Origin of the sequence: Agrobacterium sp. MCAB5 (genome assembly GCF_052114365.1) — a bacterium.
GTDB classification, from domain to species: domain Bacteria; phylum Pseudomonadota; class Alphaproteobacteria; order Rhizobiales; family Rhizobiaceae; genus Agrobacterium; species Agrobacterium tumefaciens.
Genome location: NZ_JBFREP010000001.1, coordinates 219,579 through 232,999, shown reverse-complemented (window position 1 = coordinate 232,999; position 13,421 = coordinate 219,579). Strand labels below are relative to the sequence as shown.

The window sequence follows — 13,421 nt, the reverse complement described above, 5'->3', positions numbered from 1 at the left end:
CGGTGATATCGGGCAAAAAGCCGACGCTCATAGACCGGCGCAGCTTCATCAAGGCAGCGGGCATTCCGTTCCTTGCGACGCTCGCTCCCGGCTCGCTGCATGCGCTTGAACGCGCGGACGCTGTCTTCGCTTCCGCTTTTCGCGCCCATGACGGTTCCTACGGCATCGCGACTGTGAGCGAACGCGGCGAGATCATCGACCGTGTTGCGCTCCCAGCCCGCGCCCATGGAATGGCAACGAGCCATGCGACCGGCATGACAGTGGCCTTTGCGCGCCGGCCCGGCACCTTCTTCATGGCCTTTGACCCCGCGCGACGCCGCGAACCTGTCGTGATGCACACGCCGGAAAACCGCCACTTCTACGGCCACGGGCAATTTTCTCCCGACGGTGCAATCCTCTACGCCAGCGAAAACGACTTCGATGGCAATCGCGGTGTTATCGGGCTTTACGATGCCCGCAACGGATTTGCCCGCATCGGTGAATACGACGCCCACGGCATTGGCACTCATGACATGACCGTGAGCGACGATGGCAGGCTGATCGTGATCGCCAATGGCGGCATCGAGACCCACCCGGATTTCGGCCGAACCAAACTCAATGTCGACAGCATGCAGCCGTCGCTCGTGCTTCTGGACGCCGCCAGCGGCCAGTTGATCCAGAAACATACGATGCCAGACCAGTTGCGACAGCTTTCCACCCGCCATGTCGATCTCGGCGACGACGGGCGTGTCTGGTTCGCCTGCCAATATGAGGGACCGCGCAACGATCTTCCGCCGCTTGTTGGCCATTTCTCGAAGGGCGAGGACCTTGCCTTCGTCGATCTACCAGAGCAAACGACGGTGCGCCTTGCCAATTATGTCGGTGCCATCGCCGTCAACCGGCGCGATGGCCTGGTGGGCCTGACCTCACCCAATGGCAACGCGGCCGTGACGCTGGATGCGAAAACCGGGCGTGTTGTATCCGAGACGACCGTGCGGGAGGCTGCGGGCGTTGCCCCCGCCATAAAGGGCATTGCGGTTTCTTCCTATGACGGATTTTTCGAGGCTATTCGCAGCGACGTGGCGTGGGACCAGCATATCGTGCGTATTTCAGGCTAAAATACTGAAAATGCACCGGAACAAAAAAGACCAAAAAGCATTTGAGGCGTCATGAAAAACCTGTCCGTGTATATCATTTTCGTGGTTGTGGTTGTTGCGCTGGGTGCGCTCATCGGCATCAACAACGTGCCGGGCGAATGGTACCAGTCGCTTCAGAAGCCGCCCTTCAACCCGCCCAACTGGATATTCGGCCCGGTTTGGACGACGCTCTACGTGATGATCGGCATTACAGGAGCGCGAACATGGATCGTGAGACCAGCGGGCACGCGCATGCGTCTCTGGTTCACGCAGCTGGTGCTGAATTTCCTGTGGTCGCCCATCTTTTTCGGCATGCAAAGCCCGACAGGCGCGCTCGTCATCATCGTGCCTATGCTGATCTGCATTCTGGCTTTCATTGCGCTCACCTATAGTCGTGACCGCATCTCCATGTGGCTTTTCGTGCCCTACGCCCTTTGGGTCGCCTTTGCCACGCTGCTGAATGCCAGCATCGCCGTGCTGAACTAATTGCTCCTGCGGCACTTGCCTTGCCCGCCGCCACACGCCATGTCAGTTTGCGGTGAGGACAAAAGCAGGCAGGTAAGCCAATGGAGATCACGGATCCCGGCGATTTTCGTCAGCGGATAGAAAGAAGCTTTGCGCGGCAGGGTGTGGTGCAGGCAATCGGTGCGCAGATAAGCCGCATCGAACACCGTCTGGTGGAAATCGAGCTGCCGTTTCATGAAAAGCTGACACAGCAGCACGGCATATTGCATGCCGGTGTCATTGCCGCCGGCCTGGATACCGCCTGCACCTATGCCGCCTATACGATCATAGAGCCGGAAGCCTCGCTGCTGACAATCGAGTTCAAGGTCAACCTCATGTCGCCCGGGCGCGGCGAGCGGTTCCTGTTTCGTGGCGAAATCATCAAGCCGGGCAACAACCTGATCGTTGCCGATGGCCGCGCTTACGCCCTTTCCGACGGGCCGGCGAAGCTGATCGCCTCCATGACAGGCACGATGATGGTGGTGAAGGGCCGCGAGGATATTACCGGATGAGCTACCGGCTTTTGCATGTTGCAGACAAATCCATACTTTTCGTCATGGCGGCTTCCGCCGAATACGGCCCCCACCTGCAGGCGCGCATCGCGCCCTTGATGACCGGCGTCGGCCCGGTCGAGGCAGCGATTTCGGTCACGGCAATTCTTGCCGGTCTCGATGCGGCGGACCATCTGCCTGACCTTGTCGTTTCGCTCGGCTCCGCCGGCTCGCGGACGCTCGACCAGACTGGCATCTATCAGGCGATTTCTGTTGCCTATCGCGACATGGATGCCTCAGCCTTCGGTTTTGAAAAGGGTCGCACGCCGTTTCTCGATCTGCCGGCCGAGGTGGCCTTGCCCCTGCGCATACCCGATATTGCCGAGGCGCGGCTTTCCACGGGCGCCAACGTCGTCTCTGGTGCCGCCTATGGGTCGATCGATGCCGATATGGTGGAAATGGAAACCTATGCCGTGCTACGGGCCTGCCAGCGCTTCGGCGTGCCGCTCATCGGCCTGCGCGGTATTTCCGATGGCAGGGAAGATGTGAACCATGTGGACGACTGGACGGAATACCTGCATATCATCGATGAAAAGCTCGCAGACGCCGTCGACAGGCTTTGCCGCGCTATCGAAGACGGTGCGATCACCCTTTGAACCTCGCGATTTTAGTAAATTTCCGCTGTTAGATGCCCGCTTCCGGGTTGCCTAAAGCCGCCATTTTCTTTAAAGGCTCGCCATGACCCAGATAGCCCATCCCGACAGCATTCTCATCATCGATTTCGGCAGCCAGGTGACGCAGCTGATTGCGCGCCGCATCCGCGAAGCCGGGGTCTATTGCGAAATCCACCCGTTTCAGAATGCCGCAGAGGCGTTTGAGAAGCTCCAGCCCAAGGGCGTGATCTTCTCCGGCGGCCCCGCATCTGTAACGGCGGAAGGCAGCCCGCGTGCGCCGCAGGCGGTGTTCGACAGCAAGGTTCCGATCCTCGGCATCTGCTACGGCCAGCAGACGCTCTGCACCCAGCTTGGCGGCGTTGTCGAGGGCGGTCACGCGGCGGAATTCGGGCGCGCCGATATCGACATCAAAAAGGCAAGCCCTCTGTTCGACGGTTTCTGGGAACAGGGCAAGAGCTATCCCGTCTGGATGAGCCACGGCGACCGCGTGACGAAACTGCCGGAGGGTTTCGAGGTTATCGCAACCTCTGAGAACGCACCCTTCGCCATAGCTGCCGACGAGACACGCCATTATTACACCACCATGTTCCACCCGGAAGTGGTGCATACGCCAGATGGTGGCAAGCTGCTCTCCAACTTCGTGCACAAGATCGTCGGTCTTAAATCCGATTGGACGATGGCAGCCTATCGCGCCGAGATGATCCGCAAGATCCGCGATCAGGTCGGCACCGGGCGCGTGCTCTGCGCACTCTCCGGCGGCGTCGATTCCTCGGTTGCGGCGATCCTCATCCATGAGGCGATCGGTGACCAGCTGACCTGCGTTTACGTTGATCATGGCCTGATGCGGCTTGGCGAAAGCGAGCAGGTCGTCGGCATGTTCCGCGATCATTACAATATTCCGCTGGTACATGTGGATGCCGCAGACATGTTCCTGGGCCAGCTTTCTGGCGTCTCCGACCCGGAAGTGAAGCGCAAGACTATCGGCCGTTTGTTCATCGAGGTCTTCGAGGCGGAAGCTGCCAAGATCGCAGCAGACGGCAAGGGTGCTCCGAATTTCCTCGCGCAGGGCACGCTTTACCCTGACGTCATCGAGAGCGTTTCTTTCTCCGGCGGTCCTTCCGTCACCATCAAGAGCCACCACAATGTCGGTGGCCTTCCCGAGCGCATGAACATGCAACTGGTGGAGCCGCTGCGCGAGCTCTTCAAGGACGAGGTGCGTGCGCTTGGCCGTGAACTTGGCCTGCCGGATAGCTTCATCGGGCGCCATCCCTTCCCCGGCCCGGGTCTGGCGATCCGTTGCCCCGGTGCGGTCACCCGCGAGAAGCTCGATATTCTGCGCAAGGCAGATGCGATCTATCTCGACGAAATCCGCAAGGCGGGTCTTTACGACACCATCTGGCAGGCCTTCGCAGTGCTCCTGCCGGTGCAGACCGTGGGCGTCATGGGTGACTACCGCACCTATGACTTCGTCTGTGCGCTCCGCGCTGTGACCTCCGTGGATGGCATGACGGCGGATTTCTACCCCTACGACATGAATTTCCTCGGCCGCGCCGCGACCCGCATCATCAACGAAGTCCGCGGCATCAACCGTGTCGTCTATGACGTGACGAGCAAGCCGCCCGGCACGATCGAGTGGGAATAAAACGAAGGCGGAGCAATTCCGCCTTTTGTTCCTCTTTTGTTCTTTATTTTATCACCGCGCAATGATAGGTTTCCGGCCTTGGTATAAGGCTGTGGAGCATCGTCATGGAGTGCGAGTTGGCGGACGAAAGAGCCTTAAGGCAGCTTTGTTTTGATGGGCTGGAGCCGCAGAAAATACGGCGCATCAATCCGCGCTTTCGAAACAAGCTCCTGCTACTGCTGAAGCCACCACGGCAATTGGCGGAAAGAATTTTTGTCGATGCGTCGCATCATGCCATGGGTCGGACAACCCGCGAGGCATATCCCGCCGAGCTTCTGCACATAACCCTGCTGTGTTTGGGATGTTTCGAGACAATCCCTCACGGACTGACAAGCAGGCTGAAGGCAGCAATGGGTGCTGTAAACGCGCGGCCTGTTCCGGTCACCCTGGACGGAAGCGCGCTTTTCGGCAGTCGCAATAGTCTGGTGCTGCGAAACGGTGGTGATCTGCCGGAGATCAACGCTCTGGTGAAGCTGCTGCAACGCGCGCTTCGACAAGCAAACCTTCCCTATATCGCGGCACCATCCTTCACGCCGCATATCACGATGATTTATGGCTGTGGGAAGATAGAGCCGATGCCGGCCGGAAAACCCTATAGCTGGCTTGCGGGTAATTTCGAGCTTGTTTTCAGCCATAATGGCGAAACGCGACATGAGTCCCTTGGACGCTTCGCACTCTCCGCAAAAGCAGATCGTTATGAGCCGCTCGAAAGCCAGCTGCATTTACCGGATAAACTGATCGGTCCGAGAAAACGGCCGAACCGAAAGCAGGCGGAACGCTAAGGCCCGCCAACATATACGCACGAGCGAGGCGATGTCGCCTCGCTGCAAACGATAATCAGCTTAGAGCTGAACCTTGTCGAAAGCCTTGCCGTCGATGCCAAGCGCTTCGAGGTCGGCGCGGGCCGGCTTGCGATGCGCGCGAACAGCGGCCGAAACCGAAAGTGCGGCACCGAGAACGGCGAAAGTTTCGCCAAAGAAGTTACGCGATGTCTTTGCAACCTGACGCATTTTTCTCTCCATCTTTGATGCCCAGATAATGGGCATTTTTGGCCGCTGCTACAACTCATGATGTAGCAGGGAAGCCATGCAGCTTTGCTCGCGCTCGTTTGAATGTCAGACACTGCATTTTTGCATGGCTAGAATTCCGTGCTTCAGGCTGCGGGTTGAATACGGCGCATTATTTGTTATGCCGGAAGTTCAAGACAAAGAGGCAGGCAACATGACGGTCACCATTTACGGCATCAAGAACTGCGACACGATGAAAAAGGCCAGAAGCTGGCTGGAGGCCAACGGTGTCGACTATTCTTTCCATGACTACAAGACGGCCGGCATCGACCAGGCCCATCTCGAAACATGGTGCGATGCCGCGGGCTGGGAAACGGTTCTGAACCGGGCTGGCACCACCTTCAAAAAACTGGACGATAGCCAGAAAGCCGATCTTACCCGCGAAAAGGCCATTGGCCTGATGCTGGAGCAGCCCTCCATGATCAAGCGACCGGTGCTGGAGGCCAAGGAGACGATAACCGTCGGTTTCAAGCCGGAAACCTATCAGTCCCTCTTTGCGTGAGCGCAGGCCACCATGTCCAAGACAACCCGCGCTACCCAGATGCTGACCAAGGCCGGTGTGAACTTCACCACAGTTACCTATGACTACGACCCGAATGCCGACCGGATCGGCCTGCAGGCGGCCGAAGCTATCGGCGAACCGCCACATCTGGTTCTGAAAACACTGATGGCTGAGCTGGATGGCAAGCCTGTCTGCGTCGTCGTCCCGTCCGACCGGGAAGTGAGCATGAAGAAGCTCGCCGCCGCCTTCGGGGGGAAATCTGCCAGCATGATGAAGCCCGCCGATGCGGAGCGGGCAACCGGTTATCATGTGGGCGGCATCAGCCCTTTTGGACAGAAAAAACAGGTTCCGACCGCCATAGAGACTGGGGCCATGACCCATTCCTATGTCTACATGAATGGTGGCCAGCGCGGTTTGCAGGTAAGGCTTTCCCCCGGCGACGCGCAGGCGGCGCTGAAAGCCGTTGTCGCACCTTTGGTGGCCGATTGACGTCTCGACACAGCTTTGAAAGCATTTGGCTTTCGAAGCGAATGGGCTATGGTCGGCGCCTCCGATTGAAATATACGAAGGCAGATCATGACTGTTTCCCCCATCGATCCCGTCAAACTCGAGAAACTGGCTGAAGTCGCCGTCAAGGTCGGCCTGCAATTGCAGAAGGATCAGGATCTGGTGATCACCGCTCCGCTGGCGGCGCTGCCGCTGGTGCGGTTTTTGACCAAACACGCCTATCTTGCCGGCGGCGGGCTGGTCACCACCTTCTATTCCGACGAAGAAACCACGCTTTCCCGCTACCGCCACGCCAGCGACGCCAATTTCGACCGGGCTTCCGGCTGGCTCTATGACGGCATGGCCAAGGCCTATGCCAATGGCGCGGCGCGGCTTGCGATTGCCGGCGACAACCCCATGCTGCTGGCCGAACAGGATCCCGCCAAGGTGGCGCGCGCCAACAAGGCCAATTCCACTGCCTATAAGCCGGCGCTTGAGAAGATTTCCAACTTCGATATCAACTGGAACATCATCTCCTATCCAAACCCGTCCTGGGCAAAACAGGTCTTTCCCGGTGTGACGGAAGACGAAGCGGTTCGCAAGCTCGCGGACGCCATCTTCGCCGCTTCGCGGGTAGATCTCGCCGATCCGGTCGCGGCATGGGCGGAGCATAACGCCAATCTCGCCAAGCGTTCGGCATGGCTGAACGGTGAACGTTTCTCGTCGCTGCATTTCACCGGTCCCGGCACGGACGTGAAAATCGGCCTGGCGGACGGCCACGAATGGCATGGGGGCGCCTCAACCGCCAAGAACGGTGTGACCTGCAACCCGAACATTCCGACGGAAGAAGTGTTCACCACACCGCATGCGCTGCGCGTGGATGGTTACGTGTCCAGCACCAAGCCGCTTTCACATCAGGGAACGCTGATCGACGATATCCAGGTGAAGTTCGAAGACGGCCGCATCGTGGAAGCCAAGGCTTCGAAGGGCGAAGCCGTGCTGAACAAGGTGCTCGATACCGACGAGGGTGCGCGGCGTCTGGGTGAAGTGGCGCTGGTGCCGCATTCCTCGCCGATTTCGGCAAGTGGCATCCTGTTCTACAACACGCTGTTCGACGAAAACGCCTCCTGCCACATTGCGCTCGGCCAATGCTATTCGAAATGCTTCGTCGATGGTGCTTCGTTGTCGCAGGACCAGATCAAGGCGCAAGGCGGCAATTCCAGCCTGATCCACATCGACTGGATGATCGGTTCCGATAAGGTGGATATCGATGGCGTGAAGCCGGATGGCTCCACAGTTCCGGTGATGCGCAAGGGCGAATGGGCCTGAGCTATTTCGGCAGCTGGCTCCGCTGACTGAGCCAGATGCTGAAAAGCACTGCAACGAAGCCGACGATTTGCGCTGGCGTGAGGCTTTGGCCGAGCGCCAGCCAGCCGAGCAGGGTCGCAACGACGGGGCTTAGGAAACCGAGCGAGGCTGCAGCCGAGGGTTCGATGCGGGCGAGACCCCGGAACCACAGAAAATAGGTCAAGGCAGCACCAATAATGCCGAGATAGGCCATGCCGAGAATATTGGCCGCGGTAGGTGCAGGCAGGGCCGGTTCCAGGAAATATGCGACCGGCAGAAGCAGAATGCCTCCAGCCGTCAATTGCCAGGCCGTGAAGGTGAGGTTTGACACCGGCGGTCGCCATTTGCGGGTGAGCACGGTTCCAAAGGCCATTGATACGGCGCCTGCAAGACCCGCAGCCACGCCGACCGCATCCAGCGCGGCAGCACCCGGCGCCAAAACCAGAAGTGCGACGCCTAGAATACCCAGAAGACCAGCGACAATGGCCAGCGGCCGGACCGGCGCGGCGAGAAACAGCCGCGAAAGGCCGATGACGATCAGGGGTTGGATCGCACCCACAGTCGCGGCTACACCACCCGGCAGCCGGTAAGCCGAAACGAAAAGCATCGCCCAGAAAAACGAGAAATTCAGCGCACCTAGAATAAGGCTGCGAGACCACCAGATGCCCTTCGGTAGTTTTCTGACCAGAAGCAACAACAATACTCCGGCCGGCAAGGCGCGCAGCATCGCAACATGGAATGGATATCCATGCGGCAGGAATTCGGTGGTGACGAAGTAGGTCGTCCCCCAGATGGCGGGGGCAAGTGCCGTCACCAGCACATCGGCGGCGTAGGTGGTATTTTTCTTCATTTCAAGAATCTCTACATCAAGATAAATACAACTTAGCCAATTTTATCTTGACGTCAAGATATCAGTTGTTATGCCTTGGTGATGAACAAAGAACCGATTGATCACGTCGATCACATTCTGGCGCAATGGCACAAGGAGAGGCCCGATCTCGATGTCGAGCCAATGGGGCTGCTTGGGCGCTTGAAACGGCTAACCACGCATCTCGGTCGCGAGGTGGAGGCGGTGCTGCTGAAACACGGCCTCTCCTCTTCCGCTTTTGATGTGCTGGCGACATTACGGCGCGCGGGCGCGCCCTACCGGCTTTCGCCCGGTGATCTGCTGGCCATGACAATGGTAAGCTCCGGCACAATGACCAACCGGATCGACCAGCTGGAAAAAGCGGGTCTGGTGGAGCGCATCCACAACCCGCAGGATCGTCGCAGCGTGTTGATATCATTGACGGAGCGGGGATTTGCCATTGTCGAGGACGCGGTCAGCGCCCATGTCGAGAACCAGCAACGGCTGGTCGCACAGCTCAGCGAAGAAGAACGCACGGCGCTGAACAAGCTTGTGAAGCGGTTTCTACAGGGGTTTGAAGCTTAGTTCCCTAAAAAGCGGACAGGAACCAGCAATCGGGCAGGTGATGGCGCTTGTTTTGGCGCTAAGAATCCTATAAGCAATTTTCCGTTAACCTGTCCTACAGGTTGGAGGAACGATTGTATAAGCCCATTTCGCAGGAAACCGATCTCGTCAGCAGCGCGATTGGCGCAATCACGCGCCACATTCGCGAAAACGAACTTGCCCCCGGAGCGAAGCTGCCCAGCGAGCTTTCGCTCTCGCAGCAGCTCGGTGTCTCGCGCACCGTGGTTCGCGAGGCTTTCCGGTCCTTGTCGGCCATGCGGCTGATCGATGTCAGCGTCGGCAAGCGCGCCACGGTGGCGACGCTGGATCATGGCGCGATGTCGCTGATGTTCGAACATGGCATTCACACCGAGCAGATCAACATCCAGCAGATTTACGACGTGCGCCGCACCATCGAAGTCAGAACCGTGACATTGGCGGCGCTGCGGCGAACGGATGCGGAGGCGCTCACCATTCTCGACCACGCCAACAATATGGAGCGGGACTTCGGTAATAGTGACAGGGTCATGGAACACGACCTTGCCTTTCACCTTGCCGTTGCCAGAGCCTCCAAGAACCCGGTTTTCGAACTCATTCTCGGCGCCTTTCAGAATGTGACGCGCCAGACATGGCCGATCGGCTGGAAGAGCCGCAAATCCGACGCGCAGCGTCATGCCGCGACTGAACTTCATATCGCCATCGGACAGGCCATTGCCGCGGGCGACCCGCAAACGGCCTCAACGCTTATGGCGCGGCATTTCGATGAAAGCGTGCATGCGCTTCTGGCCGCCGGCATCGCCTGATTTTTCAAACGCAGTTCCAGACCGAAAACTGCCTGCCTCTGGAGGAGACACTTCATGAAAATTACGAAACTCGAAACCGTCCGCGTGGCGGAACGGGCAAACCTGCTCTGGGTTCTGGTCCACACGGATGAGGGCATTACCGGACTTGGTGAAACCTTCTACGGCGCCGAGACGGTTGAAACCTATGTGCACGAATATATCGCACCCCGCGTGATCGGCCGCGATCCGCTGCAGATCGACCTTCTGGCACAGGACCTCGTCGGTTATCTCGGCTTCCGTTCATCGGGTGCGGAAGTACGCGGCAATTCGGCCTTCGATATCGCGCTTTGGGATATTTTCGGCAAGGCCACCAACCAGCCAATTGCGCAATTGCTTGGCGGCTTCAGCCGCAGGGAAATCCGCACCTACAATACCTGCGCGGGCACGGAATATATCAAGAAGGCGACCGGCCAGCAGACGGCCAATTACGGCCTGTCCGGCGGCAAGGATTATGACGATCTGAACGGCTTCCTGCACCGGGCGGACGAGCTTGCCCATTCGCTGCTGGAAGACGGCATCACGGCCATGAAGATCTGGCCTTTCGATGCGGCGGCGGAAAAGACGCGCGGCCAATATATCTCGATGCCTGACCTGAAAAGCGCGCTCGAGCCGTTCGAGAAAATTCGCAAGGCAGTCGGCGACAAGATGGATATCATGGTGGAGTTTCACTCCATGTGGCAACTTCTGCCCGCCATGCAGATCGCCAAGGCGCTCACCCCTTACCAGACCTTCTGGCACGAAGATCCGATCAAGATGGACAGCCTTTCCAGCCTGACGCGTTATGCCGCCGTTTCACCCGCGCCGATTTCCGCATCGGAGACGCTCGGCTCGCGCTGGGCTTTCCGAGATCTTCTGGAAACTGGCGCTGCCGGTGTGGTGATGCTTGACATCAGCTGGTGTGGTGGACTTTCCGAAGCGCGCAAGATCGCTTCCATGGCCGAAGCCTGGCATCTGCCGGTTGCGCCGCATGATTGCACCGGCCCGGTGGTACTCTGCGCCTCCACGCATCTGTCGCTCAACGCACCGAACGCGCTGGTTCAGGAAAGCGTGCGCGCCTTCTACAAGACCTGGTACCGCGATCTCGTCACCGCATTGCCGGAAGTTAAAAACGGCATGATCACCGTGCCGCCGGGTGCCGGCCTTGGCATGGAGCTGCATCCCGATATTGAAAAGACCTTCACCGTCAGCCGTCGTTTTTCAGATGCGGCGTCGATCTGATCAGAACAGACTGCCCTGATTTCCCGGGTCCGAAGAGGCCGGTTTCACCGGCTTCTTTTTGGGAGCGGCAGGCGTGGGAACGTCAGATGATGGAGTAGCCTCGCCTGTCGTCAGGGCGGCGACGCGACCGTCGGCAAACTCCATCGACACCACAGCGCCGGACGCGATGGCAGCAGCCCGGGTCAGGGGCCGGTTCTCCTCGTCGCGGATGACAGTATAACCGCGGTTCAACACATTCTTGTAGGACAGCGACTGCAGGATGCGGTCATGGGCAGCAAGGCCCGAGCGGTTCTGCGCCATGCGGTGAAGCACGGCGGTATCGGCTCGTCGCGTTGCGGTGACGACCCGTTCCTTCTGCCGCTCCAACTGGCCGAGCAAGCGGGCGGGCAGCGAACGCAGCGCGGAATCGGTCGAGGAAATTCTCGACTGCGCCTGCAACAGGCGGCGCTCCACAAGCGCCTCGGCCCTCTGCATGCGTTCCGTAACACGCTGGCGATGCTGCCGCAGGCCATTCAGCAGGATTTCCGGCCTCAGACCCGAAGCAGAGCGTTCGAACGCGCGGCGCTTGTTCAGCGTCGTCATTTCAAGCCCGCGACCCAAACCGCTTGCGGCCTCGTCGAAACGACGGCGCGGCAGAGCCAGAAGCTGGTCAAGCGATGGCAGCGCACGCACCAGAGCACGCACGCCCTGTCGGCGATTGTCCATTTGGCGTGATACGGAGCCGGAAAGGCGCGCCGCAAGGCCGGAGAGCTGCGCCTCCAGTTCCGCACGCACCGGCACGGCCATTTCGGCGGCACCCGTCGGTGTCGGTGCGCGCACGTCGGCGGCGTAGTCGATCAGGGTCGTATCCGTCTCATGCCCCACAGCGGAAATCAGCGGGATTTCGCTCTCGGCAGCGGCGCGCACGACGATTTCGTCGTTGAAGCTCCAGAGATCTTCCAGACTGCCGCCACCACGGGCGACGATCAGCACGTCGGGGCGTGCAATCTCACCGCCGGGCTGAAGCGCATTGAAACCGCGAATGGCGTTCGCCACTTCCTCACCCGAGCCTTCCCCCTGCACCTTGACCGGCCAGACGACGACATGGACCGGAAAGCGATCCGAAATGCGGTGGAGAATATCGCGAATGACTGCGCCCGTGGGCGATGTGACAACGCCGATGACACGCGGCATGAACGGCAGGCGGCGTTTGCGTTCCGCATCGAACAGCCCTTCCGCCGCCAGACGCCGGCGGCGGTCCTCCAGCAAAGCCATCAGCGCGCCCGCGCCGGCCGGCTCCAGGCTTTCTATGACGATCTGATATTTCGAGGAGCCGGGAAAGGTGGTGACCTTGCCGGTGGCGATGACCTCCATGCCCTCTTCCGGGCGGAACTTCAGCCGCGAGAAAGTACCCTTCCAGATAACCGCATCGATGCGGGCGCGATCGTCCTTCAGGGAGAAATAGGCGTGACCCGAAGAATGTGGACCCCGGTAGCCGGAAATCTCGCCGCGCACCCTCACCTGATCGAAAGCCGTCTCCACCGTTCGCTTGATGGAACCCGACAGTTCGGAAACCGAGAACTCGGCAAGATTGCTCAATGCGGCATTGGAGAAAATATCGCTCATGCCCGTTTGTAACCAAAACCCGTCGATTCGGAAATGCCGGTACTGGCCGGGTCTATTTTAACGGCGGTGAAACCATATCCTCAACTAACGAGTTAGGAAAATGGGTGAGGGAGGAGAAAACAAGGGTTCGTTAGGGAAGAGGACGCTACGTCTTATCCCAGACCCGGCAACCAAAGAGGAGGCGGCATTCATGATTTTTCTTACCGCCACATTGCTCGGCGTAACCGCAGTTGCGTTGCGTTCGGTATTCAGCATCATTTTCATTTGCCTGATGGTTATCGGCGCCTATGGTGTCGCACTGGCGATTTCTGCAACCGCCGTGCCGCTGATGTCGCTGCTCCTGGCGCTTGCCGGTTATAATTTCGGCGTTGTGAGTGTGGTCATCGGCCTTCTCGTGCTGCAACGCCCGCGCTCCACCCAGCCGACGCTTTAAAGCACA

General features: G+C 59.3%; 16 protein-coding genes. 13 read left to right on the top strand and 3 right to left on the bottom strand.

Features of this window, described 5'->3' with window-relative positions; all coding sequences use genetic code 11:
- Positions 1-2 precede the first annotated feature (2 nt).
- From AB4Z23_RS01165 to AB4Z23_RS01140, 6 genes are all read left to right on the top strand, one after another.
- Positions 3-1,097: a DUF1513 domain-containing protein gene (locus AB4Z23_RS01165; RefSeq protein WP_112675297.1), complete on the top strand. Its 1,095-nt coding sequence runs from the start codon at positions 3-5 to the stop codon at positions 1,095-1,097.
- A 51-nt stretch (positions 1,098-1,148) separates the two neighbouring features.
- On the top strand, positions 1,149-1,601 hold the full coding sequence (locus tag AB4Z23_RS01160; RefSeq protein WP_013635337.1) for a TspO/MBR family protein: 453 nt from the start codon (positions 1,149-1,151) through the stop codon (positions 1,599-1,601).
- Between the two features lie 80 nt (positions 1,602-1,681).
- Entirely contained in the window at positions 1,682-2,131 is a 450-nt protein-coding gene (locus AB4Z23_RS01155) for a PaaI family thioesterase (protein WP_003514669.1), read from the top strand.
- Positions 2,128-2,766, top strand: a complete 639-nt coding sequence (locus AB4Z23_RS01150) for a 5'-methylthioadenosine/S-adenosylhomocysteine nucleosidase (protein WP_013635336.1) — start codon at positions 2,128-2,130, stop codon at positions 2,764-2,766. The genes AB4Z23_RS01155 and AB4Z23_RS01150 overlap by 4 nt, the downstream gene beginning before the upstream one ends.
- An 82-nt stretch (positions 2,767-2,848) precedes the next feature.
- The gene (gene guaA, locus AB4Z23_RS01145) at positions 2,849-4,426 is read left to right on the top strand and encodes a glutamine-hydrolyzing GMP synthase (protein WP_065661458.1); all 1,578 of its coding nucleotides are present in this window, start codon (positions 2,849-2,851) and stop codon (positions 4,424-4,426) included.
- A 104-nt stretch (positions 4,427-4,530) separates the two neighbouring features.
- Positions 4,531-5,247, top strand: coding sequence for a 2'-5' RNA ligase family protein (locus AB4Z23_RS01140; RefSeq protein WP_065661459.1), 717 nt, complete (start codon positions 4,531-4,533; stop codon positions 5,245-5,247).
- 60 nt (positions 5,248-5,307) lie between these two features.
- Here the strand turns inward: AB4Z23_RS01140 and AB4Z23_RS01135 are convergent, their stop codons facing one another.
- Positions 5,308-5,475, bottom strand: a complete 168-nt coding sequence (locus AB4Z23_RS01135) for a hypothetical protein (RefSeq protein WP_003503889.1) — start codon at positions 5,473-5,475, stop codon at positions 5,308-5,310.
- 211 nt (positions 5,476-5,686) lie between these two features.
- Between AB4Z23_RS01135 and AB4Z23_RS01130 the strand changes: the two genes are divergently transcribed.
- From AB4Z23_RS01130 to AB4Z23_RS01120, 3 genes are all read left to right on the top strand, one after another.
- Positions 5,687-6,034, top strand: coding sequence for an ArsC family reductase (locus AB4Z23_RS01130; protein ID WP_025592205.1), 348 nt, complete (start codon positions 5,687-5,689; stop codon positions 6,032-6,034).
- Between the two features lie 12 nt (positions 6,035-6,046).
- Positions 6,047-6,523, top strand: a complete 477-nt coding sequence (gene ybaK / locus AB4Z23_RS01125; RefSeq protein WP_065688399.1) for a Cys-tRNA(Pro) deacylase — start codon at positions 6,047-6,049, stop codon at positions 6,521-6,523.
- A gap of 87 nt (positions 6,524-6,610) precedes the next feature.
- Positions 6,611-7,849, top strand: a complete 1,239-nt coding sequence (locus AB4Z23_RS01120; RefSeq protein ID WP_019564466.1) for an aminopeptidase — start codon at positions 6,611-6,613, stop codon at positions 7,847-7,849.
- Between the two features lies 1 nt (position 7,850).
- Here the strand turns inward: AB4Z23_RS01120 and pecM are convergent, their stop codons facing one another.
- Positions 7,851-8,717, bottom strand: a complete 867-nt coding sequence (gene pecM / locus AB4Z23_RS01115; RefSeq protein ID WP_003514655.1) for a 4-hydroxybenzaldehyde efflux transporter PecM — start codon at positions 8,715-8,717, stop codon at positions 7,851-7,853.
- Positions 8,718-8,798: 81 nt separating this feature from the next.
- Here pecM and AB4Z23_RS01110 point away from each other — a divergent pair, with 81 nt between their 5' ends.
- The 3 genes from AB4Z23_RS01110 to AB4Z23_RS01100 all read left to right on the top strand — a co-directional run bounded on the left by AB4Z23_RS01110 (position 8,799) and on the right by AB4Z23_RS01100 (position 11,377).
- The gene (locus AB4Z23_RS01110) at positions 8,799-9,299 is read left to right on the top strand and encodes a MarR family winged helix-turn-helix transcriptional regulator (RefSeq protein WP_065659800.1); all 501 of its coding nucleotides are present in this window, start codon (positions 8,799-8,801) and stop codon (positions 9,297-9,299) included.
- Positions 9,300-9,412: 113 nt separating this feature from the next.
- On the top strand, positions 9,413-10,120 hold the full coding sequence (locus AB4Z23_RS01105) for a FadR/GntR family transcriptional regulator (protein WP_019564469.1): 708 nt from the start codon (positions 9,413-9,415) through the stop codon (positions 10,118-10,120).
- A 54-nt stretch (positions 10,121-10,174) separates the two neighbouring features.
- Complete coding sequence (locus tag AB4Z23_RS01100; RefSeq protein WP_003514648.1) at positions 10,175-11,377, top strand: mandelate racemase/muconate lactonizing enzyme family protein; 1,203 nt, start codon at positions 10,175-10,177, stop codon at positions 11,375-11,377.
- On the opposite strand, the gene xseA is transcribed toward AB4Z23_RS01100, so the two are convergent.
- On the bottom strand, positions 11,378-12,982 hold the full coding sequence (xseA, locus tag AB4Z23_RS01095) for an exodeoxyribonuclease VII large subunit (protein ID WP_003514646.1): 1,605 nt from the start codon (positions 12,980-12,982) through the stop codon (positions 11,378-11,380). It abuts the gene before it with no gap.
- 190 nt (positions 12,983-13,172) lie between these two features.
- Here xseA and AB4Z23_RS01090 point away from each other — a divergent pair, with 190 nt between their 5' ends.
- The gene (locus tag AB4Z23_RS01090; RefSeq protein ID WP_038489554.1) at positions 13,173-13,415 is read left to right on the top strand and encodes a hypothetical protein; all 243 of its coding nucleotides are present in this window, start codon (positions 13,173-13,175) and stop codon (positions 13,413-13,415) included.
- Positions 13,416-13,421 lie beyond the last annotated feature (6 nt).

Bases quoted from the DNA above. Each gene is read 5' to 3' on its own strand.
- AB4Z23_RS01160 (WP_013635337.1), top strand. From the start codon at position 1,149: ATGAAAAACCTGTCCGTGTATATCATTTTCGTGGTTGTGGTTGTTGCG.
- AB4Z23_RS01155 (WP_003514669.1), top strand. From the start codon at position 1,682: ATGGAGATCACGGATCCCGGCGATTTTCGTCAGCGGATAGAAAGAAGC.
- AB4Z23_RS01150 (WP_013635336.1), top strand. From the start codon at position 2,128: ATGAGCTACCGGCTTTTGCATGTTGCAGACAAATCCATACTTTTCGTC.
- guaA (WP_065661458.1), top strand. From the start codon at position 2,849: ATGACCCAGATAGCCCATCCCGACAGCATTCTCATCATCGATTTCGGC.
- AB4Z23_RS01140 (WP_065661459.1), top strand. From the start codon at position 4,531: ATGGAGTGCGAGTTGGCGGACGAAAGAGCCTTAAGGCAGCTTTGTTTT.
- AB4Z23_RS01135 (WP_003503889.1), bottom strand. From the start codon at position 5,475: ATGCGTCAGGTTGCAAAGACATCGCGTAACTTCTTTGGCGAAACTTTC.
- AB4Z23_RS01130 (WP_025592205.1), top strand. From the start codon at position 5,687: ATGACGGTCACCATTTACGGCATCAAGAACTGCGACACGATGAAAAAG.
- ybaK (WP_065688399.1), top strand. From the start codon at position 6,047: ATGTCCAAGACAACCCGCGCTACCCAGATGCTGACCAAGGCCGGTGTG.
- AB4Z23_RS01120 (WP_019564466.1), top strand. From the start codon at position 6,611: ATGACTGTTTCCCCCATCGATCCCGTCAAACTCGAGAAACTGGCTGAA.
- pecM (WP_003514655.1), bottom strand. From the start codon at position 8,717: ATGAAGAAAAATACCACCTACGCCGCCGATGTGCTGGTGACGGCACTT.
- AB4Z23_RS01110 (WP_065659800.1), top strand. From the start codon at position 8,799: ATGAACAAAGAACCGATTGATCACGTCGATCACATTCTGGCGCAATGG.
- AB4Z23_RS01100 (WP_003514648.1), top strand. From the start codon at position 10,175: ATGAAAATTACGAAACTCGAAACCGTCCGCGTGGCGGAACGGGCAAAC.
- xseA (WP_003514646.1), bottom strand. From the start codon at position 12,982: ATGAGCGATATTTTCTCCAATGCCGCATTGAGCAATCTTGCCGAGTTC.
- AB4Z23_RS01090 (WP_038489554.1), top strand. From the start codon at position 13,173: ATGATTTTTCTTACCGCCACATTGCTCGGCGTAACCGCAGTTGCGTTG.